At 69.2% G+C, this 20,851-nt stretch carries 22 protein-coding genes; 13 read left to right on the top strand and 9 right to left on the bottom strand.

The genetic code is table 11. The features are described 5' to 3' along the window. Nucleotides 1-20: 20 nt before the first annotated feature. Together ABD108_RS07890 and ABD108_RS07885 are read right to left on the bottom strand one after the other, a co-directional pair. On the bottom strand, nucleotides 21-854 hold the full coding sequence (locus tag ABD108_RS07890; RefSeq protein WP_344185504.1) for a carbohydrate ABC transporter permease: 834 nt from the start codon (nucleotides 852-854) through the stop codon (nucleotides 21-23). Continuing rightward, nucleotides 851-1,786, bottom strand: coding sequence for a carbohydrate ABC transporter permease (locus ABD108_RS07885; protein WP_425579769.1), 936 nt, complete (start codon nucleotides 1,784-1,786; stop codon nucleotides 851-853). Before ABD108_RS07885 ends, ABD108_RS07890 begins: the two co-directional genes overlap by 4 nt. 277 nt (nucleotides 1,787-2,063) lie before the next feature. Between ABD108_RS07885 and ABD108_RS07880 the strand changes: the two genes are divergently transcribed. The 9 genes from ABD108_RS07880 to phoU all read left to right on the top strand — a co-directional run bounded on the left by ABD108_RS07880 (nucleotide 2,064) and on the right by phoU (nucleotide 10,065). Further along, nucleotides 2,064-2,261: a hypothetical protein gene (locus ABD108_RS07880; RefSeq protein WP_220657875.1), complete on the top strand. Its 198-nt coding sequence runs from the start codon at nucleotides 2,064-2,066 to the stop codon at nucleotides 2,259-2,261. Further along, entirely contained in the window at nucleotides 2,258-3,211 is a 954-nt protein-coding gene (locus tag ABD108_RS07875) for an ABC transporter ATP-binding protein (RefSeq protein WP_305111122.1), read from the top strand. The genes ABD108_RS07880 and ABD108_RS07875 overlap by 4 nt, the downstream gene beginning before the upstream one ends. Then, the gene (locus ABD108_RS07870) at nucleotides 3,208-4,026 is read left to right on the top strand and encodes an ABC transporter permease (RefSeq protein WP_343929974.1); all 819 of its coding nucleotides are present in this window, start codon (nucleotides 3,208-3,210) and stop codon (nucleotides 4,024-4,026) included. Before ABD108_RS07875 ends, ABD108_RS07870 begins: the two co-directional genes overlap by 4 nt. Continuing rightward, complete coding sequence (locus ABD108_RS07865) at nucleotides 4,023-5,177, top strand: sensor histidine kinase (protein ID WP_343929973.1); 1,155 nt, start codon at nucleotides 4,023-4,025, stop codon at nucleotides 5,175-5,177. The genes ABD108_RS07870 and ABD108_RS07865 overlap by 4 nt, the downstream gene beginning before the upstream one ends. Further along, nucleotides 5,174-5,794: a response regulator transcription factor gene (locus tag ABD108_RS07860; protein WP_305111125.1), complete on the top strand. Its 621-nt coding sequence runs from the start codon at nucleotides 5,174-5,176 to the stop codon at nucleotides 5,792-5,794. The genes ABD108_RS07865 and ABD108_RS07860 overlap by 4 nt, the downstream gene beginning before the upstream one ends. A 193-nt stretch (nucleotides 5,795-5,987) precedes the next feature. Beyond that, nucleotides 5,988-6,977 carry an acyl-ACP desaturase gene (locus ABD108_RS07855; protein WP_220657871.1) on the top strand — a complete coding sequence of 330 codons (990 nt, stop codon included), beginning with the start codon at nucleotides 5,988-5,990 and terminating at the stop codon, nucleotides 6,975-6,977. Between the two features lie 79 nt (nucleotides 6,978-7,056). Beyond that, a complete protein-coding gene (locus ABD108_RS07850) occupies nucleotides 7,057-8,061 on the top strand; it encodes an acyl-ACP desaturase (protein WP_343929972.1) in 1,005 nt (334 codons plus the stop codon). Between the two features lie 73 nt (nucleotides 8,062-8,134). Beyond that, nucleotides 8,135-9,325 (top strand): tRNA dihydrouridine synthase DusB, encoded by a 1,191-nt coding sequence (gene dusB / locus ABD108_RS07845; RefSeq protein WP_343929971.1) that lies wholly within the window; start codon nucleotides 8,135-8,137, stop codon nucleotides 9,323-9,325. Between the two features lie 77 nt (nucleotides 9,326-9,402). Further along, on the top strand, nucleotides 9,403-10,065 hold the full coding sequence (phoU, locus tag ABD108_RS07840) for a phosphate signaling complex protein PhoU (protein ID WP_220657868.1): 663 nt from the start codon (nucleotides 9,403-9,405) through the stop codon (nucleotides 10,063-10,065). A gap of 1 nt (nucleotide 10,066) precedes the next feature. Here the strand turns inward: phoU and ABD108_RS07835 are convergent, their stop codons facing one another. From ABD108_RS07835 to ABD108_RS07805, 7 genes are all read right to left on the bottom strand, one after another. Continuing rightward, the gene (locus ABD108_RS07835; protein ID WP_343929970.1) at nucleotides 10,067-11,182 is read right to left on the bottom strand and encodes an FHA domain-containing protein; all 1,116 of its coding nucleotides are present in this window, start codon (nucleotides 11,180-11,182) and stop codon (nucleotides 10,067-10,069) included. Nucleotides 11,183-11,242: 60 nt separating this feature from the next. Further along, nucleotides 11,243-12,019 carry a phosphate ABC transporter ATP-binding protein PstB gene (gene pstB / locus ABD108_RS07830; RefSeq protein ID WP_220657866.1) on the bottom strand — a complete coding sequence of 259 codons (777 nt, stop codon included), beginning with the start codon at nucleotides 12,017-12,019 and terminating at the stop codon, nucleotides 11,243-11,245. 12 nt (nucleotides 12,020-12,031) lie between these two features. After that, on the bottom strand, nucleotides 12,032-12,946 hold the full coding sequence (pstA, locus tag ABD108_RS07825; protein WP_220657865.1) for a phosphate ABC transporter permease PstA: 915 nt from the start codon (nucleotides 12,944-12,946) through the stop codon (nucleotides 12,032-12,034). Then, the gene (gene pstC, locus ABD108_RS07820; RefSeq protein WP_374758691.1) at nucleotides 12,943-13,992 is read right to left on the bottom strand and encodes a phosphate ABC transporter permease subunit PstC; all 1,050 of its coding nucleotides are present in this window, start codon (nucleotides 13,990-13,992) and stop codon (nucleotides 12,943-12,945) included. The genes pstA and pstC overlap by 4 nt, the downstream gene beginning before the upstream one ends. 92 nt (nucleotides 13,993-14,084) lie before the next feature. Continuing rightward, on the bottom strand, nucleotides 14,085-15,209 hold the full coding sequence (pstS, locus tag ABD108_RS07815; protein ID WP_344185423.1) for a phosphate ABC transporter substrate-binding protein PstS: 1,125 nt from the start codon (nucleotides 15,207-15,209) through the stop codon (nucleotides 14,085-14,087). Nucleotides 15,210-15,341: 132 nt separating this feature from the next. Beyond that, on the bottom strand, nucleotides 15,342-16,208 hold the full coding sequence (gene mshD / locus ABD108_RS07810; protein WP_343929969.1) for a mycothiol synthase: 867 nt from the start codon (nucleotides 16,206-16,208) through the stop codon (nucleotides 15,342-15,344). After that, nucleotides 16,208-16,942, bottom strand: coding sequence for a winged helix-turn-helix transcriptional regulator (locus ABD108_RS07805; protein WP_343929968.1), 735 nt, complete (start codon nucleotides 16,940-16,942; stop codon nucleotides 16,208-16,210). The genes mshD and ABD108_RS07805 overlap by 1 nt, the downstream gene beginning before the upstream one ends. Nucleotides 16,943-17,070: 128 nt before the next feature. Between ABD108_RS07805 and ABD108_RS07800 the strand changes: the two genes are divergently transcribed. From ABD108_RS07800 to ABD108_RS07785, 4 genes are all read left to right on the top strand, one after another. Beyond that, nucleotides 17,071-17,898, top strand: coding sequence for an LmeA family phospholipid-binding protein (locus tag ABD108_RS07800; RefSeq protein ID WP_305111130.1), 828 nt, complete (start codon nucleotides 17,071-17,073; stop codon nucleotides 17,896-17,898). Between the two features lie 281 nt (nucleotides 17,899-18,179). Continuing rightward, complete coding sequence (locus ABD108_RS07795) at nucleotides 18,180-19,013, top strand: sulfurtransferase (RefSeq protein ID WP_220657860.1); 834 nt, start codon at nucleotides 18,180-18,182, stop codon at nucleotides 19,011-19,013. A 6-nt stretch (nucleotides 19,014-19,019) separates the two neighbouring features. Next, nucleotides 19,020-19,325: a DUF1416 domain-containing protein gene (locus ABD108_RS07790; RefSeq protein WP_220657859.1), complete on the top strand. Its 306-nt coding sequence runs from the start codon at nucleotides 19,020-19,022 to the stop codon at nucleotides 19,323-19,325. A gap of 141 nt (nucleotides 19,326-19,466) precedes the next feature. Further along, nucleotides 19,467-20,513: an alpha/beta fold hydrolase gene (locus tag ABD108_RS07785; RefSeq protein ID WP_343929967.1), complete on the top strand. Its 1,047-nt coding sequence runs from the start codon at nucleotides 19,467-19,469 to the stop codon at nucleotides 20,511-20,513. The last annotated feature ends 338 nt before the right edge of the window (nucleotides 20,514-20,851 follow it).

Here is a 20,851-nt window from a genome sequence, read left to right as displayed (position 1 = left end):
GGATGAGTGATACGGCCCGGTCAGCCCTTGACGGCGCCGGAGGTGAGTCCCTTGATCATCTGCCGCTGCAGGATCAGGAAGACGATGAGCATGGGCAGGGCGGTGAGCAGGGTGGCCGCCATCACCGGCCCCCAGTTGACGCCCTGCTCGGTGTTCTGCAGCAGGGTGAGCCCCACGGGCAGCGGTGCGACGGCGGCGTTATCCGACATGAGGAAGGGCCAGAGGTATTCGTTCCACTCGTTTACCAGGGTGATCACCGCGAAGGCCACCATGGTGGGGATCGAGATGGGCAGGATCACCCGGAACATCAGGCGCAGGTGTCCGGCGCCGTCCATCCTCGCGGCCTCCACGATCTCCCGCGGCAGCGAGAGGAAGTGATTGCGCAGCAGGAAGGTTCCGAAGGCCACCCCCGCGAGCGGCAGGATGATGCCGACGAAGGTGTTGCGGTAGTTGGCCATCAGCGCGTAGTTCGAGATCACCGTGATCTGGTTCGGCACCATCAGCGCGGCGATGATCACCACGAACAGCACCTTCTTGAACGGGAAACGCAGGAACACCAGCGCGTACGCGCTGGTGACACCCAGCACGAACTTGATGCCGCCGGTGACCGCGGTGATGATCACCGAGTTCCGCAGGTAGTCCCAGTACGGGATCTCGCGAGTCACGTAGCTGTAGTTGTCCGCGTACCAGGTGGGCGGCCACCACGTGGCGGGCGAGACGAAGATGTCCGGCCGGTCCTTGAACGATGTGATCACGATGAAGTACACCGGCACCGCGACCAGCGCCAGCGTGGCCAGCATGCCGAGGTAGCCGAGCGCCTTCTTGCCGACGCTGCTCGTGGGGTTCGCGGTCACTTCTCGTTGCCCCGATCCATCATCCGGACCTGCACCACGGTGACGATCAGCAGCACGAGGAACATGATCGTGGCGATCGTGGCGCCGTAGCCGGCCCGCTGGTTGCGGAAGGTCTGCCAGTAGATGTCGAACACCATGGTGGTGGTGCCGCCCTGCGGGCCTCCCGCAGGGAACATGATGTTGACGATGTCGAACACCTGAAGACTGTTGAGCAGCACCGTGATCGACAGGAAGTACGTGGCCGGCCGCAGCTGCGGGAAGGTGACCCGCCAGAACTTGCGCCACGTGGGCGTCCCGTCGATCGCCGCCGCCTCGTCGAGATCCTTGTTCAGGCCCTGCAGCGCGGCCAGGTAGATCACGAAGGTGTAGCCCAGGTTCTTCCAGATGTAGGTGAAGGTGACCAGGAACAGGGCCCAGCCCGGCTGTTGGTAGAAGTCCGGGCTGGTGATGCCGAACCAGCTCAGGATCGACGCGACCGCACCGAACTGCGGATTGAAGACGAAGTAGAAGGCCGCACCGATCGCCGCGCCCGAGATCACGAAGGGCGCGAAGACGGCCGACCGGACCAGGTTGCGGCCCTTGAGGTTCTGATCCAACAGCATCGCCAGCGCCAGCCCCAGCACCATGGAGATCACCAGCGCGCTCACGGTGAACACCAGCGTGACCGTGACCACCTGCCAGCTCTCCGCCTTGGTGAAGAACTCGCGGTAGTTGGCCAGGCCGATCCACTTCGCCGGCTCGGGGCTGGCCAGCGACCAGTCCTTGAAGCTCAGCGCGAAGTTGTCGATCAGCGGCCGGTAGGTGAACGCGGTGAGCAGCGCCAGGTTCGGCACCACGAACAGTAGGAACAGCAGATTGTCCCGCAGCTTGAGATTCGCGCGCACGCCCTTCTCCGCTGAGGGCTCCACGATCTCAGTCGATGCGGCCGTCACAGCGTGTAGGTTCCGGGACTCGTGCGTCGGGGACGCGAACTGGCGGGAACGATTCGGTGACGATGCGGTGTCTGCGCGGGGGCGCACCCTATGACGGATGTCATGGGCACCCCATGACGACTGCGGCGGAACTCATGACATCGCGCACTACTCGCGACCGCCCGGACCCACCAGGCTCGAAGACATGAACGCCACAGACCGTCACTTCGGACCACCTTCCCACGCACCGACACACCCGCCGCGCCACCCGGACGCGACCGGACCCCACGATCTGCTGATGGACGCCGTCCGGCTCGGACCGGCGCCCACCCGCTCCCGCGAGATCTTCGTGATCGTAATCACAGTCGTCGTCCTGGCGGCCGGGTTCGTCGCATTCCAGCCGCCCGCCGCCCTCGCGGCCGTGGTGGCCGCCGTCATCGCCGCCCACATGGCGGTGCGGTGGGTCCTCGGCAGCCGCAAGTGGGGACGCGCGTGACCGCCGTGCGGGCCGAGCCCGCCGTGACCACCGACACCGTCATCGCCGCGACCGGGCTGCGCCGCACCTACGGGACCGGCGGCAACGCCTACGAGGCCGTCCGCGGCGTCGATCTCGACGTCCGGCACGGCGAGGTCTTCGCCCTGCTCGGCACCAACGGCGCCGGCAAGACCTCCACCCTCGACCTCCTGGAGGGCCTGGCCGCCCCCACCTCGGGCGAGGTCACCGTGTTCGGCCGCGACCCGCTGCGCGACCGCCGTGACGTGCGCCCGCTGTGCGGGATCATGCTGCAGGCCGGCGGCCTCCCCGCCGAGCTCACCGTGCGCGAGACCCTGCAGATGTGGCGCGGCACCTGCAGCAATCCCACCGACACCGACTCGGTGCTGGCCCGCGTGCACCTCACCGACCGCGCCGATGTGCGGGTGCGCGCACTGTCCGGCGGTGAGCAGCGCCGCGTGGACCTCGCCTGCGCGCTGATCGGGCAACCCCGGCTGCTGTTCCTCGACGAGCCCACCACCGGACTCGACCCGGAGAGCCGCCGATCCACCTGGCGGCTGCTCGCCGAGCTCAAGGCCGACGGCGTCACCATGGTGCTCACCACCCACTACCTCGACGAGGCCGAGGCCCTCGCCGACCGGATCGCGATCATGCACCGCGGCGAGATCGCCCGCCTCGGGACGCTCCGCGACATCGTCGAGGACCACCCGGCCGTGATCGCCTTCGACGATCCCGGGGTCCCACTGCCGGTGCTGCCCGGCGCACGGGTCGGCACCGGACCCGACGGTGCGCGGCTCACCGTCGAAACCCACCGGCTGCAGGCCGATCTGCACACCCTGCTCGACTGGGCCGCCGACCGCGGCCTCACCCTGAACGGCCTACAGGCCCACGCACCGTCGCTCGAATCGGTGTTCCTGTCCGTGGCCGACACGACGAACGGAGACCCCCGATGAGTACCGCGACCGCCACCCGCCCCGGCGTCGGCTACGGCCGCCGCCCCCTGCGCGCCCTCGCGCACGCCGAGTACCTGCAGTTCCGGCGCAACAAGACGCTGCTCTTCATGGGCACCGTGTTCCCCGTGGGGACGCCCCTGCTGCTCTTCTTCACCGCCGGCGACGGTCCGCGGACCGCGCTCGGCGTGGCCAACACGCTGGAGATCTTCGCGTTGTCCGCGCTGCTGATGGTGCAGTACTACTCGGTGCTGTCGATGGTCACCACCCGCCGGTCCGAGGGCGTCCTGAAACGGCTGCGCACCGGCGAGGCCACCGATCTGCAGATCCTCACCGCACCCGCCGTGCCCGGGGCCGTGCTCACCCTGGTGGGCACGGTGATCGTGGCGGGCACCGTCTTCGCCGCGGGTGGCCCGCTGCCGGTGAACCCGCTGCTGCTGCTGGTGGCCCTGATCGGCGGCCTGGTGATCTTCACCCTGCTCGCGCTGGCCACCAGTGCCGTGACCAAGAACGCCGAGGCCGCGCAGATCACCTCCATCCCGGTGATGGTGCTGTCGATGGTGGGCCTGGCGAGCATCCGCCCCGTGCTCCCCGAGCAGCTCGGCCGGATCGCCGACTGGACGCCCTTCGCCGCAGTCGCCGACCTGATCCGGCTGGGCGAGGCGGGACTGGCACCGGGTGCCGCGAACGACGCCGCCGCCCTCGACTTCGCCGCCACCTTCGCCGAAGCCGGGCGACCTCTTGCCACACTGGTCCTATGGACGGCGATCTCAGTGGCTCTGGTTCTCCAGTGGTTCCGCTGGGACGATCGCGGGTGATCCCGGCGCCCCTGCGCCGGGTCGCGGCGTGGTGGGCCGGGATGTCGGGGCCCGACAAGTTCCGGCTGTACACCCGGTTGGTCCTGCAGAGCGCGGTGATCAGCGTGGTCGCGATGCTGGCCGTGACCGGCATCCGCCCGCTGCCCGTGATCGCGACGGTCATCGTGGGCCTCGCCGCGATCGCGGCCGTCGAATCCCAACCCGAACTGTCCATGCGCGCGGACGCCCGCCAGCGCCGTCTGGCCTGGCGCTTCGCGGTGATCTGCCAGGCCCTCGTCTTCGGCGCGGCGGTGGTGATCGCGCTCGCCGCGGGCGACGGACCGGTCCGCAACGGGGCCGCCGTCACCGCCTTCCTCACCCTGCTGATGGCCTCGGGTTCGGTCCTGCCCTTCGTGCGGCACCCGTGGCCGATCCTGATCGCGGGCAGCGTGCTGATCATGCTGCTGATGCGCGACGCCGACACGGCCCTCCGGCTGCTGATCGTCTTCCCCATCGGGGTGTTGCTCATGTGGACCACCCGCGCGACGGTGTGGAGCCTGCACGTCCTGTCCGAGCTCGAGGAGAGCCGCGATATGGCCGCCGAGTTGCAGGTGGCCGAGGAGCGGCTGCGATTCGCCCGCGACCTGCACGACGTGGTGGGGCGCGGGTTCTCGGCGATCGCGGTCAAGAGTGAACTGGCCGCGACCCTGGTCCGCGCCGGCGCCGCGGACCGCGCGGCCACCGAGATGGACGAGGTGAAGTCCCTGGCCGTGACCTCGATGGAGGAGATGCGCTCGCTGGTGCGCGGCTACCGCGATGTGGACCTCGCCGGCGAGGTGGCCGGGGCCCGCTCCCTGCTCGCCGCCGCGGGCTGCCGGCTCACCGTGACCGGCTCCCCCGACGACGTGCCCACCCGCTTCCACGAGACCGCCGCGTGGGTGGTCCGCGAGGGCACCACCAACATCGTCAAGCATTCGACCGCCTCCGCCGCCGAACTCACCCTGCGCGCCGACGGCCTGGAACTGCGCAACGACGGTGCGCCGGACGCACCGTCCGGCGCACCGTCGGGCCTGGCGGGCCTGGCCGAGCGCGTGCACACCGTGGGCGCGCAGCTGCGCACCACCGGCGAAGCCGGAGACTTCGTCCTGGCCGTGACCTGGGAGGAACGATGATCGACGTGCTGCTCGCCGACGACGAGCACCTGATCCGCACCGCGATGGCGGCCCTGCTGGACCTGGAGGACGATCTGCATGTGGCCGCCGAGGCCGGCTCGGGCGCCGAGCTGGTGGCGCTGTGGCAGCGCCGCGTGGAGCAGGGCCTGCCGCCCGCGGTGGCCGTCCTGGACCTGCAGATGCCCGGGTTGGACGGCATCGACACCGCGGCCCAGCTGCTCGCTCTCACCCCCGACGCCGGCACCCTGATCGTCACCAGCCACGGGCGGCCCGGCTACCTCAAGCGGGCGCTGTCGATCGGCGTGCGCGGCTTCCTCCCCAAGACCGCGCCCGCGGCCACGCTGGCGCAGGTGATCCGCACCGTCCACACCGGCGGCCGGTACGTGGACCCCGAGCTCGCCGCGGAGGCGATCAGCGCCGGGGATTCGCCGCTCACGCCGCGCGAGGCCGACGTCCTGGAGTTCGCCGCCGACGGGGCCTCCGTCGACGAGATCGCCCGGCGCGCGCATCTGAGCCCCGGCACCACCCGCAACTACCTCTCCTCCGCGGTCGCCAAACTGGGTGTCGCGAACCGGTACGAGGCCACCCTCCGGGCACGGGAACGCGGCTGGATCTGACACCGATGCAGGATGTGGAACGAGTCACCCACCCCGCGATTCAGTGCGGTGAATCCCCCATCGGAGTTACCTTGGACACAGTCACGGCGCATTTCGGCAGGAAGATTGCCGGGCGCAGTAACACCGAGACCACGGTGTGCGAAATCCAACCGGACGTGTCTCGAGTCGGCCCCGTGCCGAGCGACGGAGGAACATGCAACGCGAACTCACTCACCTGGAGATGCTCACCGAGCTCTCCGGCGTGGCGGAGGCGAATGTCAATCGCCACCTGTCGATGACCAAGGACTGGAACCCGCACGACTACGTGCCGTGGGACGAGGGCAGCAACTACGCCGCCCTCGGCGGTCAGGACTGGGACCCGTCGCAGTCGCAGCTCTCCGATGTGGCGCGGGCCGCGATGATCACCAACCTGCTCACCGAGGACAACCTCCCCAGCTACCACCGGGAGATCTCCGAGAACTTCTCCATGGACCACGCGTGGGGCCATTGGGTGGGCCGCTGGACCGCCGAGGAGAACCGGCACGGCATCGCGATGCGCGACTACCTGCTGGTGACCCGCGCGGTGGACCCGGTCAAGCTCGAGGAGTTCCGGATGACCCACATGGGTAACGGCGTCTCCTCGCAGGGCCACTCCGGCGCCGGCCCCGAGGCCCGCAGCATCCTGCACCTGGTCTCGTACGTGACCTTCCAGGAGCTGGCCACCCGCGTGAGCCACCGCAACACCGGCAAGGCCTGCAACGACGCCACCGCCGACAAGCTGCTCCAGCGCATCGCGGCCGACGAGAACCTGCACATGATCTTCTACCGCAACATCTGTGGTGCGGCGCTCGATCTGGCCCCCGACCAGGCCCTGCGCGCGGTGACCGACATCCTCACCCACTTCGAGATGCCCGGCATCGGCATGCCCGACTTCCGCCGCAACGGCGTGCTCATGGCCAAGCACGGCATCTACGACCTGCGCCAGCACAAGGACGAGGTCGTGATGCCCGTGCTGCGCAAGTGGAAGATCTTCGAGCGCGACGACTTCGGCCCCGAGGGCCAGAAGGCGCGGGAGGAACTGGCCGCCTACATCGACGAGCTCGAACTGCAGGCCGGCCGCTTCGAGGAGATGCGCGACCGCTCGCTGGCCCGCGAGGCCGCCAAGCGCGAACGCGCCCTGGAAAAGGCCGCAGCCAGCGCATAACCCCCGGCTACGTTGAGTCCAGAGTGTGATTTGCGTAGTCTTGTCGGATAGTTCGAAGCAGAAATACGTCGGAAGAGGAATGATGTCGACCCGTCCACTCACTCAGCTCGAGCTCCTGCAGGAGCTGTCGGGCGTCGCCGAGGACAACGTCAACCGCCATCTCTCGATGACCAAGGACTGGAGCCCCCACGAGTACATCCCGTGGGCGGACGGCAGCAACTTCGCAGCGCTCGGCGGTCATGATTACGACCCCGAGGAGAGCCGCCTCGACGAGGTCGCCAAGGCCGCGATGATCACCAACCTCCTCACCGAGGACAACCTGCCCACGTACCACCGGGAGATCGCCGCCAACTTCTCCATGGACGACGCCTGGGGCCACTGGGTGGGCCGCTGGACCGCCGAGGAGAACCGCCACGGCATCGCCATGCGCGACTACCTCGTGGTGACCCGCGGTGTGGACCCGGTGAAGCTCGAGCAGGCCCGCATGATCCACATGACCAACGGCTGGCATCCCCAGGGCAAGGTCGCGCAGCACACCGAGCAGAAGATGACGATGCTGCACTCGGTGGCGTACGTGACCTTCCAGGAGCTGGCCACCCGCGTGAGCCACCGCAACACCGGCAAGGTGTGTGCCGACCCGATCGCCGACAAGATGCTGCAGCGCATCGCGGCGGACGAGAACCTGCACATGATCTTCTACCGCAACATCTCGGCCGCCGGCCTCGACCTGGTGCCCGACCAGGCGATCCGCGCCATCACCGACACCATCAAGCACTTCGAGATGCCCGGCGCCGGTATGCCGGACTTCCGCCGCAACGGCGTGCTCATGGCCAAGCACGGCATCTACGACCTGCGCCAGCACAAGGACGAGGTCGTCATGCCCGTGCTGCGCAAGTGGAAGATCTTCGAGCGCGAGGACTTCAGCGCCGAGGGCGAGCGGACCCGCGAGGAGCTCGCGGCCTTCCTCGATGAGCTCGAGGCCGCGGCCGTGAAGTTCGAGGAGATGCGCGACCGCTCGCTGGCCCGGGAGGCCGCCAAGAAGGAGAAGGCCGCCGCCAAGGAGAAGGCCGGCGCGAGCGCCTGACCTCCGCGATCGACCGCACTCACCTCCTGATGTCCTCCGGGCGTCGGGAGGTGAACGCGTTAAGGGAGCACCCATGACCACCGCCACGCAGCCGAAACTGACCATCGGCCAGTTCGAGCTCGACTCCCCCGTCGTGCTCGCGCCGATGGCCGGCGTCACCAATGTGGCCTTCCGCAGCCTGTGCCGGGAGTTGGAACGCCAGCGCTCCGGCACCGTCGCGGGGCTGTACGTGTGCGAGATGGTCACCGCCCGCGCCCTGGTGGAGCGGCACCCCGTCACCATGCACATGACCACCTTCGCGCCCGACGAGGACCCGCGGAGCCTGCAGCTGTACACGGTGGACGCGCACTACACCTACGAGGCGGCCCGGATGATCGCCGAGGAGGGCCTCGCGGATCACCTGGACATGAACTTCGGCTGCCCCGTCCCGAAGATCACCCGCCGCGGCGGCGGGTCCGCGCTGCCGTACAAGCGGAACCTGTTCGCCAGCATCGTCGATGCGGCGGTCCGCGGGATCGAGGACGGCGGCGCCGGCGGCCGCATCCCGGTCACCGTGAAGTTCCGCATCGGCATCGACGACGAGCACCACACCCACCTGGATGCGGGCCGGATCGCCGCGGAGCAGGGCGCTGTCGCCGTGGCCCTGCACGCCCGCACCGCGTCGCAGCGCTACTCCGGTCAGGCCGACTGGGACGAGATCACCCGGCTCAAGGAGCACGTGCACCACCACTTCGGCGATGCCGTGCCGGTGCTCGGCAACGGCGACATCTTCGCCGCCGAAGACGCGGTGACCATGATGGACCGCACCGGCTGCGACGGCGTGGTGGTGGGCCGCGGCTGCCTCGGCCGCCCCTGGCTGTTCTCCGAGCTGTCCGCCGCCCTGAACGGCACCGCGATGCCGACCCCGCCGAACCTCGGCGAGGTCACCGAGATCATGTACCGGCACGGCGAGTTGCTGGCCGCGCACCACGGCGAGGACAAGGGCATGCGGGAGATCCGCAAGCACGTGGCCTGGTACCTGCGCGGCTTCCCCGCCGGCGGCGAGCTGCGCACCCGGCTGGCCACCGTCAAGACCCTGGCCGACCTGCGCGCGCTGCTCGATACGCTGCCCCGGGACGTGCCCTTCCCGAAGGACGCGGAGGGTCCCCGCGGCCGCCAGGGCACCCCCGGCAAGGTGGTGCTCCCGGAGGGCTGGCTCGACGATCCGTGGGAGGCCGACGCCGCCGCGATGCCCGGTGCGGAGACGGAGACCAGCGGCGGGTGAAGCCGCGTTCACTTCGCATTCACCTACCGCTCAGCTGAGGACGACAAACCGTCAGAATCGGGCGTTATACTGCGCCCATGCGTACCGCGTACACACAGCAGATGGCTGCGTTCAATGACATTCTCGGTGACATCTGCGGCAAGTCGGGTGTGGCCATGGAGAAGGCCACCAACGCCCTGCTGCAGGCCGATCTCGAGCTCGCCGAGGAGGTCATCTCCGGGCACGACGAGATCGTCCGCCTGAGCCGCCGCGCCGAGGAGGAGGCCTTCTCCCTGCTCGCGCTGCAGGCCCCCGTGGCCAGCGATCTGCGCATCGTGGTGTCGGGCTTCCAGATCGTCGCCGATGTCGACCGGATGGGCGCGCTGGCGCTGCACGTCGCCAAGGTCACCCGCCGCCGGTTCCCGAACAAGACCCTCCCCGAGGAGGTCAACGGCTACTTCGCCGAGATGGGCCGGCTCGCCGTGGAACTCGCGAACTCGGCCCGCGAGGTGCTGCTCACGCAGGACCCGAAGCAGGCGGCCGAGATCGAGGAGCAGGACGATGCGATGGACGATCTGCATCGCCACCTGTTCACGGTGCTGATGGACCGGGATTGGAAGCACGGCGTGGCCGCCGCGGTCGACGTGACGCTGCTGGGCCGCTACTACGAGCGCTTCGCCGATCACGCCGTGGAGATCGGCCGCCGGGTGATCTTCCAGGCCACCGGCAACGCCGAGCCCACCGCCGACGTCTCGAACTGAATCAGCCGACGGCGCCGTCCTGGAGCTGCAGGATCCTGCCGCCCAGGTGGATATCGGTGCCCGGCGTGAGCGGTACCGGCTGGCCGGGCGGTAGCCGCAGCGGCGCGGGTGTGGCCGGCGGGCGCACCCAGGTGCCGTTCGCCGAGCCCACGTCCACGGCCAGCAGCTGCCAGCCGTCGATCCGGATCTCCAGGTGCGCGCGCGACAGTGCGCCCGTGCGGTCTTGGAGGACAACGGAATTGAGGCGTCCGGCACCGTCGAACGAGCGGCCGCCGCGCTGGGCCACGTAGCCCGACGGGTCGCGGCCGATCACCATATCGGCCTCCACCACGTAGGCGGCGCCGTCGTCGGCCACCAGCATGCCGAGCGGCGGCCGCGGCCCCGTCTCCAGCGGAGCGCGGCGATCCACGAGCGCGCCGCAGCGGCTGCAGTAGGCGGCGAACGGTGCGTTGAGATGCCCGAAGGCGCAACGCCTTCCCTCCACCAGGGGCCCCGCGGTGGGCACCGACTCCGGCACCTCCACCTCGTGCTCGGTGGCGGCGAACAGCGGGCTCACGCCCGTGGGTTCCTCGTTCGTCGGCGCATCGCCGGGGAAGACGTCGGTGGCGGCGTCGATCTCGCCCTGCGCTTCCAGTGATTCGTCGGACCACAGCACCGCGCCCGCGCCGGGGACGGCGCCGCGCAGGAGGTGCAGGGCGGTGGGCCCGCACACGGGGCCGGGCGGGGGCGGCGGTCCGACGGTGACCGTGACCACCGCGCCGGGCGGCAGCGGCGAGACCCGTTCGACGAAGCCGGCCTCCGCGTGCAGGGCGCTCAGCGGCGCGGCGGCGGAGGCGGATCCGAAGATGGCCACGGTGAGCGCCTGCTCGGGCGGGACCCCGGCGGAGCCGTGGATCAGTGCCCGGACGGTGGTCTCGGTCACCTGGAGCACCACGAAGGCCGGGCCCGACTGCGCCGCCACCGCCCTGGTGATGTCGTCGTCGGTGTCGAGTGCGGCCATCAGGGCCGCGACCTCGGGCGGCGCGGCCACGGCGGGCACGTCCACCAGGAGCACCGCGTCGCGCACGCGGGCGACCGCACGGTCGCCCGGGAGCACGGTGCTGTACTGCGATGTCATTGCCTCACCGTACCGTCGGGTACCGGCGCGGCCGGTGCCGCGGTCGCGTGCGCAGCGGGATCAGCCGAACCGGCCCGAGATGTAGTCCTCGGTGGCCTGCTCCTCCGGGTTGGAGAACATCTTCTCGGTCGCGTTGATCTCGATGAGCTGGCCGGGCTTGCCGGTGGCCTCGAGGTTGAAGAACGCGGTCTGATCGGAGACGCGGGCGGCCTGCTGCATGTTGTGCGTGACGATGACGATCGTGTACTGCTGCTTGAGCTCGGCGATCAGGTCCTCGATGGCCAGCGTCGAGATCGGGTCCAGGGCCGAGCAGGGCTCGTCCATGAGCAGCACGTCGGGGCTCACCGCGATCGCGCGCGCGATGCACAGACGCTGCTGCTGACCGCCGGACAGTCCGCCGCCGGGCTTGTTGAGCCGGTCCTTGACCTCTTCCCAGAGGTTGGCGCCGCGCAGCGACTGCTCGGCCACCTCGTCCAGCTTGTCCTTGCTGCGGATGCCCTGCAGCCGCAGGCCAGCCACCACGTTGTCGCGGATCGACATGGTGGGGAACGGGTTCGCGCGCTGGAAGACCATGCCGATGGTCTTGCGCACGCCCACCGGATCGACGCCGGGACCGTAGATGTCGGCACCGTCGAGGGTGATGTGGCCGTCCACGCGGGCGCCGGGCGTCACCTCGTGCATGCGGTTGATGGAGCGGAGCACCGTCGACTTACCGCAACCGGACGGTCCGATGAAGGCGGTCACGGAGTTCGGCGGCACCGAGAGGGTCACATCGCGCACCGCGTGGAACGCGCCGTAGTAGATGTTCAGGTCCTTGATATCAAGACGCTTGGCCATGGGACTCTCCTGTTACTTCGTCTTCGGCGCGAGCAGGCGCGACATGAGTGCGGCCAGGCCGCTGGCGATGCCCACCAGCAGCACCAGGGTCAGGGCGGCGCCCCACGCGCGGTACTCGCCGACGGCGCCGGGGTTGTTGCGGTACTGGTCGTAGATGAACAGCGGCAGCGACGACATGTTGCCGTTGAAGACGTCGTAGTTCATCCGGTCGCTGATGCCCACCAGCAGCAGCACGGGTGCGGTCTCGCCGACCACGCGGGCGATGGCGAGGAAGACACCGGACACCATGCCCGAGGCGGCGGTGGGGAGCACGATGCGCACGATGGTCTTCCACTTCGGCACGCCGAGTGCGTAGGAGGCCTCGCGGAGTTCGTGCGGCACGAGTTTGAGCATCTCCTCGGTGGAGCGCACCACCACCGGGACCATGAGCAGGATCAGCGCCAGGCTCACCGCGAACGCGGACTGCGGCATGCCGAAGGTGGTGATCCACACACCGAAGATGAACAGGGTGGCCACGATCGAGGGGATACCCGCCAGCACGTCGACCATGAAGGTGGTGATCCTGCCGAGGCGGGTGCCCTCGGCGTACTCGACGAGGAAGATGCCCACCATCACGCCGATCGGCACCGAGAACAGCGTCGCGATGCCCGCCTGGACGATGGTGCCGTACAGCGCGTGCCGGATGCCGCCCGAGTACGAGTCCGGCGCCACCCGGACCATCGACTTGGTCCACCATTCGGGATCGATGACGGCGGGGAGGCCGTTGGCGATCACCATGTACAGCAGGGAGACCAGCGGCGCGAGGGCGAGCAGGAAGCAGGCGCCGAAGATGAAGGCGGCGGCGTTGTTCTTGATCCGCCGGACCGTGGAGGTGCGGTGGAAGATGACGTCCGTCTTCGCGACGGAGTCCAGATCGGCGGCGGTCATCCGTTCACCCGTCCCCCGCCGATCCAGCGCGCGATCGCGTTCACGATGAACGTGAGCACGAACAGCACGAGGCCGGCGGCGATGTAGGCGCCGCGCTGATCGACGTTGTCGAACTCAGCGGCGGCGGAGGCGATCTTCGAAGCGAAGGTGTAGCCACTGTCGAACAGCGACCAGATGGAGTTCTTGGTGGCGGCGAACAGGATGATCAGCACCGCGATGGTCTCGCCGAGGGCGCGGCCCAGGGCCAGCATGGAGCCGGCGACGATGCCGGACCGTCCGTAGGGGAACACCGTGAGGCGGATGACCTCCCACTTGGTGGCGCCCAGGGCCAGCGCGGCCTCCTGATGCGAGACCGGGGTCTGGCGCAGCGCCTCACGGGTGATCGAGGTGATGATCGGCAGGATCATGATCGCCAGCACGATGCCGGCGGTGAACACCGTGGAGCCCAGCGAGAGTTCCACGTTGCCGGTCTTGAACAGGAAGAACCAGCCCAGGTTCTCGTTGAGCCAGCGCTGCAGCGGCACCAGGAAGGGTGCCAGCACGAAGATGCCCCACAGGCCGTAGATGATCGACGGCACGGCGGCCAGCAGGTCGATCACGGCGCTGAGCGGGCGCGACAGCCGGGCCGGCACGTATTGCACCAGGAAGGTGGCGATACCCACCGCCACCGGGACGGCGATGATCAGCGCCATCACCGAGGAGAGCACGGTGATCTTCAGCAGCTCGAGGATGCCGAAGCGCATGTTGCTCGGGTTGGTCTGCCACTCCGAGCTGGTGAGGAAGTTGACGTTGTTCTTGGTGAGCGCCGGGACGGCCTGCACGACGAGCTGGAGGAAGATCAGCGCGATCACGGCCACCAGCAGCACGCCGGAGGCGTAGGCGGTCCACTTGAAGATCTTCTCCATGCGGCCGGAGTCCGCCGAGGTCGCGAAGTCCACCTTGTCGTCCACGGCAACAGTGTCCGTGTCCAGCCGTGCCGGTGTCCCGGGTTCGGCGTCCCGCGTCGTCGAATCTTCCGTTGCCATCTGTCCCTGTCGTTCCGCCATCGTGTGGCTACCTTCCCGTGGGACGGGCGCCGCGCGCGGTGGTCACCCCGCGCGGCGCCTCGTCCGACGCTGTCCTACCGGTTGCCCGCTCGCTACTGGATCGAGTCGACCGAGGCGAGCAGGGTGCTCCGGAACGAGTCCGGGATGGGCGCATAGCCCTGGCCGTCGAGCTGGTCCTGCGCCGACTTGCTGGCCGCGACCTTGAGGAAGGACTTGACGCCCTTGGCGACCTCGGCGTCCGAGTACTTCGAGCACACGATCTCGTAGGTGGCCAGCACGATCGGGTAGGCGCCGGTGGCGGTCGGCTTGTAGAAGCCCTCGGTGTCGAGGACGAGGTCCTTGCTGCCGGGGGTCTTGAACTTGGCGGCGTCGATGGTCTTGGCGACCGACTCGCTCGACAGCTTCACGGCCTCGGGGCCGGCGGAGGTGATGATGTTGGCGACCTGCAGCTTCTGCGCCTTGGCGAAGCTCCACTCGGCGTAGGTGATGGTGCCGTCGGCCTTGTTGACGGTGGCCGCGACGGCGGCGTTGCCGCTGGCGCCCTGGCCAATGCCGCCCTTGAAGGCCTTGCCCTTCTTCTCGTTCGCGTCCCAGTCGGCGGCCGCGGCGGAGCCGAGGTACTTCTGGAAGTTCTCGGTAGTGCCCGACTCGTCGGAGCGGAAGACCACGGTGATCGGCAGGTCCGGGAGCTTGGTGCCGTTGTTCTCGGCGGCGATCTCCGGGGCGTTCCACTGGGTGACCTTGCCGGAGAAGATCTTGGCGAGGGTGGACGCCGACAGGTTGACCTGGACGTTGTCCGGCAGCTTGTAGGCCACGGCGATCGGGCCGAAGACGAGCGGCAGGTTCAGCGCGGGGGCGCCGCACTTCTCCTCGGCCTTCTTGGCCTGGTCGGCGTTGAGCGGCGAATCGGAGCCGCCGAAGTTGGTGAGGCCGCTGGTGAACTCGGTGATGCCCTGGCCCGAGCCGTTGCCGCTGTAGTCGACGTTGGCGCCGGAGCAGTCCTGCGCGAAGGTGTTCTTGAACACCGTCATCGCGTTGGCCTGTGCGGTCGAGCCGCTGCCCTTGAGCTGGAGCTTGCCGTCGCACTGGACGCCGGAGCCGCCGCCCGGTGCGCTGCTGGCCGCACCGGTCGACTCCTCGCTGCCGCAGGCCGACAGGGTCAGGGACAGTGCTGCAGCCGCGGCGATGGCCGCGACGGATCCACGCTTGATGTTCACCGAGAGTCCTCCGGGTTGGGGTGAGTCGGGCGCGCACCGTCAACGAGGGGCGCTGCTCTGAACCTAGGGATGCCGGGTGTCCGAATCGGGTGTCGCCGGTGAACTGCGGGGAAACACCGCTGGTCGAGTGATTTACGTTTGCGCGTACGCGACGTGTCTTTCGTGTTCCGAAAAACCGAGTCTCGTATAGGTGTGCAGCGCGGCGGTGTTGTCACCCTCCACGTACAGCTCCACGGTGTCGAGTGTGCGATCCGCCAGATAGTGCAGGCCGGCGGCGGTGAGCAGCCGTCCAAGGCCGCGTCCCTGCCCCTCGGGGGCCACCGCCACGATGTACACCTCGCCGATCCCGGCGGCGGGGTCGGCGACCTTGGTCCAGTGGAAACCGAGCAGCCGCCCCTGATCGTCGACGGCGAGGAACAGGCCCGCCGGATCGAACCAGGGCGCGTTCACGCGTTCGGCGATCTGCTCCGGTCCCCAGCCGCCCTGCTCCGGGTGCCAGGCGAAGGCGGCGTTGTTCACCGCGAGCAGTGCGGTGTCGTCGCTCGGGCCGGCGTAGGTGCGCACCGTGACGCCGTCGGGGGCCGACGGTGCCGGATCCAGTCCGGTGAGGGGGCGGCGCAGGTTCAGCAGGGTGCGCACGGGCGTCAGGCCGAGCTTCGCGGCCACGGCGCGGGCGGGCGGCAGGTCGCCGTGGGCCCAGACGGTGGCGCCGTCCCCCGCCACGTCGAGCGCGGCGGCCACGAGCTCGCGACCCAGGCCCCGTCCGCGGCGACCGGGGGCGACGACGGCTTCTACCGCGCCGGCGCCGCCGGCGGGCGGGATCACGATCCCGGCGTAGCCCGCATCGTCGGGCGCGAGGACGTGCGGTCCGGGTCCGGAGACACCGAGGCGGAACTGTTCGGAGAGCGGGCCGATGCCGTCGATGGCGGCGGCCTCGGCGGCGAGGGCCAGCACCGCGCCGGGATCGGGGACCGGTCCGTGCAGCACCTCGGCGGCCATCAGCCCTCCTCGACTTCCTCGTACTCGTCGACGACCTCGTCGCCGGAGCGGTCGGCCTTGCCGCGGGCGGGGCGCACGGCCTTGTAGCCCACGTTGCGGACGGTGCCGATCATGCCCTCGTGTTCGGCGCCGAGCTTGGCGCGTAGGCGCCGCACGTGCACGTCCACGGTGCGGGTGCCGCCGAAGAAGTCGTAGCCCCACACCTCCTGCAGCAGCTGGGCGCGGGTGAAGACGCGGCCCACGTTCTGGGCGAGGAACTTGAGGAGCTCGAACTCCTTGTAGGTGAGGTCGAGCGGCTTGCCGCGCAGCCGGGCCGTGTAGGTGCCCTCGTCGATGAGCAGCTCGCCCAGGGTGATCTTGTCGGCGACCTCGTCCTCGGCGCCGCCGATGCGGCGTCCGGCCACCAGGCGCAGGCGCGCGTCGATCTCGGCGGGGCCGGTGCCGGGCAGCAGGAAGTCGTCGAGGCCCCAATCCGCGTTGGCGGCCACGAGGCCGCCCTCGGTGAGCACGGCGACCACGGGGACCTGCCCGCCGCCGGTGGTGCCGAGCAGGCGGCAGAGGCCGCGGGCGGCCACGAGATCGGTGCGCGCGTCGACCAGCGCGACGTCGGCGGGACCCACCTCGAGCAGCGACGAGACGTCGGCGGCGAGGGGGCGCACGGCGTGCGCGAGCAGCGACAGCGCAGGGAGAACACCGTCCGGGTTCGGGTCGGACGTGAGCAGGATGAGATCCAACGAGCCCTCCCCGGTGCATGACGGCGGACGAAACAACAGGTGTCAGAATAGCGGTGGTCAGAGCACCATGCGCCGCCGCACCGTCCGAGACGGGTGTCGGCGCGCTCACAGGCGACGAGAGGCGAGGCGTGGGACAGGCATCCGGACGGTCCTGGATCAGACGCGCACTGATCGCGCTGGCGGTCCTGGTGGTGGCGCTGTTCCTCGCGGAGGTCGGCACCGCGGCGACCGCCGAGTACCGGCTCTCCCGCGAGCTGCGGGCGGCCGCGGGCCTCGACACCGACCCCGAGGTCACCATCGGCGGGTTCCCCTATCTCACCTCGGGCGGACAGCACCCGAAGCTGTCGATCGCGGTGCCCGCGCAGGTGGGCGACCCGAAGGACCCGAGGAAGGGACGGATCGAGGCCGAACTCACGGACGTCGACCTGCCCGGCGGCGTGCTGCCCACGTTCACCGCGGACACCCCGATCCGGGCGGGGCACATCGAGTCGCGGGTGCGACTGGATCAGAAGACTTTCGGGCGGTACCTCGGGATCGTCGATCTGCAGGTGCACACGCCCGCCCCGAAGCGGGCCGGCGCGGGCAGTCCCGCCGACGGGTACGTGAAGTCGGCGACGGGCGTGGTGCTCACGGGCGACATCCCGCTGCCCACCGAGCAGGACCCGAAGCGCACGGTGCTGATCTCGGTGGCCGCGGACTTCTCCGCGGAGGGACAGGCGATTCACGTGCGGGCCACGGGGATCTACACCGGCCCCGAGGACCATGCGAAGGCCGATCTGCTGCCGGGTGAGGAGCCGAAGGTGTTGGCGGCGTTCACCAGGACGCTGCCCGCGATGGCTCTGCCCTTCGGGGTGCGGGCGACGGGCGCGCGCGGCGAGAACGCCGATGTGGTGCTGCTCGGTGAGGCCGACGATGTGACGGTGACGCCCGGCGCTTTCTACCGTCCCGTGGCGTGAGACGGACCTCCCATGACGCGATCATCGCGGGTTCGGTATTCTGGCGGCATGCGCAACCGCTGTGAGCTGCTGCTCACCCGCCGTCTGGCGGTCGACCTGTGCCGTATGGCCGGTTGTCGCTGTCTGGGCTAGTCCCGAATATCCCGGGCCGGGCGCGTGATCGTCGCAAATCACCGCATTCTCCCGTCCTCCCCAGCGCATCCGCGCACATTCGAAGCACGCGAATCCCCTCGGTTTCGCCCTTCACCCATACGTCCATGGAATCAACGAAAGGGATCCTCATGGCTCGCTCCGATGTCCTGGTCTCCGCAGACTGGGCTGAGCAGAATCTCGACACCCCGGGTGTCGTCTTCGTCGAGGTCGACGAGGACACCAGCGCCTACGACGGTGGCCACATCGCCGGCGCCGTGAAGCTGGACTGGAAGAAGGATCTCCAGGACCAGGTGCGCCGCGATTTCGTCAACGCCGAGCAGTTCGGCGCCCTGCTCTCCGAGCGCGGCATCGGCAACGACGACACCGTGGTGCTGTACGGCGGCAACAACAACTGGTTCGCCGCGTACGCGTACTGGTACTTCAAGCTGTACGGCCACCAGGACGTGAAGCTGCTCGACGGTGGCCGCAAGAAGTGGGAGCTCGACGGCCGCCCGCTGTCGGCCGACGCCGTCTCGCGTCCGGCCACCAGCTACACGGCGCAGGCCCCGAACAACGCGATCCGCGCCTTCCGCGACGAGGTCGTCGAGGCCATCGACGTCAAGAACCTGGTGGACGTCCGTTCGCCCGACGAATTCTCGGGCAAGATCCTGGCGCCGGCGCACCTCCCGCAGGAGCAGAGCCAGCGTCCCGGCCACATCCCCGGCGCGATCAACGTGCCGTGGAGCAAGGCCGCCAACGAGGACGGCACCTTCAAGTCGGACGAGGATCTGGCCGCGCTGTACGCGGAGGCCGGCCTGGACGGCCAGAAGGAGACCATCGCCTACTGCCGCATCGGTGAGCGTTCCTCGCACACCTGGTTCGTGCTGCAGGAGCTGCTGGGCCACAAGAATGTCAAGAACTACGACGGCAGCTGGACCGAATACGGTTCGCTGGTCGGCGTGCCGGTCGAACTGGGAGCGTAATCAAGTATGTGTGGAGCACCGAAGCAGGGACAGAACCTGCCCGCAGGCGTCGACGTCGAGAAGGAGACCGTGCTGACCGGTCAGGTCCTCGACGGCACCGGTAACCCGGTGGCGGGCGCCTTCGTCCGGCTGCTGGACGGCACCGGCGAGTTCACGGCCGAGGTCGTGGCCTCGGGCACCGGCGACTACCGCTTCTTCGCGGCGCCGGGCACCTGGACGCTGCGCGCGCTGTCCTCCGTGGGCAACGGCGACATCCAGGTCTCGCCGGAGGCGAACGGCGTCTACAACCAGGACATCACCGTCTCGGCGTAGTCGCCATCCCTGCGAGAAGGGCGCGCATCCATCCGGATGCGCGCCCTTCCCGTTTTCCGGGCCTCGCGGGTCCCGGGCGAGTACCGTCCCATCAGTACCGAATCGGTATTACGTCGCGAAACCGCTACCCGAGGAGTCCCCGTGCCCGCTCCCACCGACGCCGACTACTTCGAACTCGGCGATTTCACCCTGCAATCCGGTCACACGCTGCGCGGTGCCCGCCTCGCCTACAAGACGTTCGGCACGCTCAACGCCGACAAGTCGAACGTGATCGTCTACCCCACCTGGTACTCGGGCTGGCACACCGACAACGAATGGCTCATCGGCACCGATAAGACGTTGAACCCCGACGAGTACTTCATCGTCATCCCCAACATGCTCGGCAACGGCCTGTCGACCTCCCCGTCGAACGCGCCCTCGCCCTACGACCACGCCCGGTTCCCCCTGGTCACGTTCTACGACCAGGTGGAGGCGCAGCACCGCCTCCTCACCGAGAAGTGGGGCGTCTCCACGATCGCGCTGGTCACCGGCTGGTCGATGGGCGCCGGCCAGACCTACCAGTGGGCGGTGAGCCACCCGGAGATGGTGCAGCGCGCGGCCCCGTTCTGCGGCTCCAGCCGCACCGCGCCGCACAACCAGGTCTTCCTGGAGTCGCTCCGCGAGGCGCTGCGCGCCGACGCGGCGTGGGCCGACGGCGACTACGACCCCGCGCGCCCGCCGATCAAGGGCCTGCGCGCCTTCGCCCGGATCTACTCCGGATGGGGCTTCTCCCAGGCCTTCTACTGGCACGAGACGTGGCGCGAGCTGGACTTCACCTCGCTCGACGACTTCCTCTACGGCTTCTGGGAGCAGTTCTTCCGCGACGGCCGCGATCCGAACAACCTGATCGCGATGATCGGTACCTGGCACGCCGGGAACGTGGGCAACACCCCCGGGTTCGACGGTGACCACGAGGCCGCGCTGCGCTCGATCACGTGCCCGCTGCTGGCGATGCCCGCGGAGAAGGACCTCTACTTCCCGCCGGAGGACGAGGTGTGGGCCTCGCAGTTCATCGAGCACGGCGAGGTGCGGGTGATCCCCGGCGTGTGGGGCCATTTCGCGGGCGGCGGCGCCAACCCTGTCGACACGGCGTTCATCGACGCGGGCCTGCGTGAGCTGCTGGCGCGGCCCGGTCGGTCGCAGGCGTAGATCCCGCTCTCACGTTTCCTGCACCCCGCGCGTCTCCGGGGCATCTCGACCTGGATCTGTCACTGTCGCAAGGCTTCCGGTGGCTCGTGCAGTGCCGCCTGCGCCATGAATCCGCTTCCCGTGGTGGCGCCCTGCCACCGGTGGCGAAGTCCGCGCTCCTGGCGCTGGAGGCGGTGTGAAGCCCTGCCCTCGCGTCCGTTCGCACAACATGATCCGCAGGCAGTGTGACCCAGGTCATCATGAAGAAACTGTGAATTGCAGTTGGCAAATTGCATGTAGCCATGATTGAGTTCAGTTCGTCAAGACATCGAGGCCGTCCCCCGGCCGCGTAGAGGAGT

Source organism: Tsukamurella strandjordii, from assembly GCF_039525985.1.
GTDB lineage: Bacteria > Actinomycetota > Actinomycetes > Mycobacteriales > Mycobacteriaceae > Tsukamurella > Tsukamurella strandjordii.
This window is presented reverse-complemented; position numbering and strand designations above follow the sequence as displayed.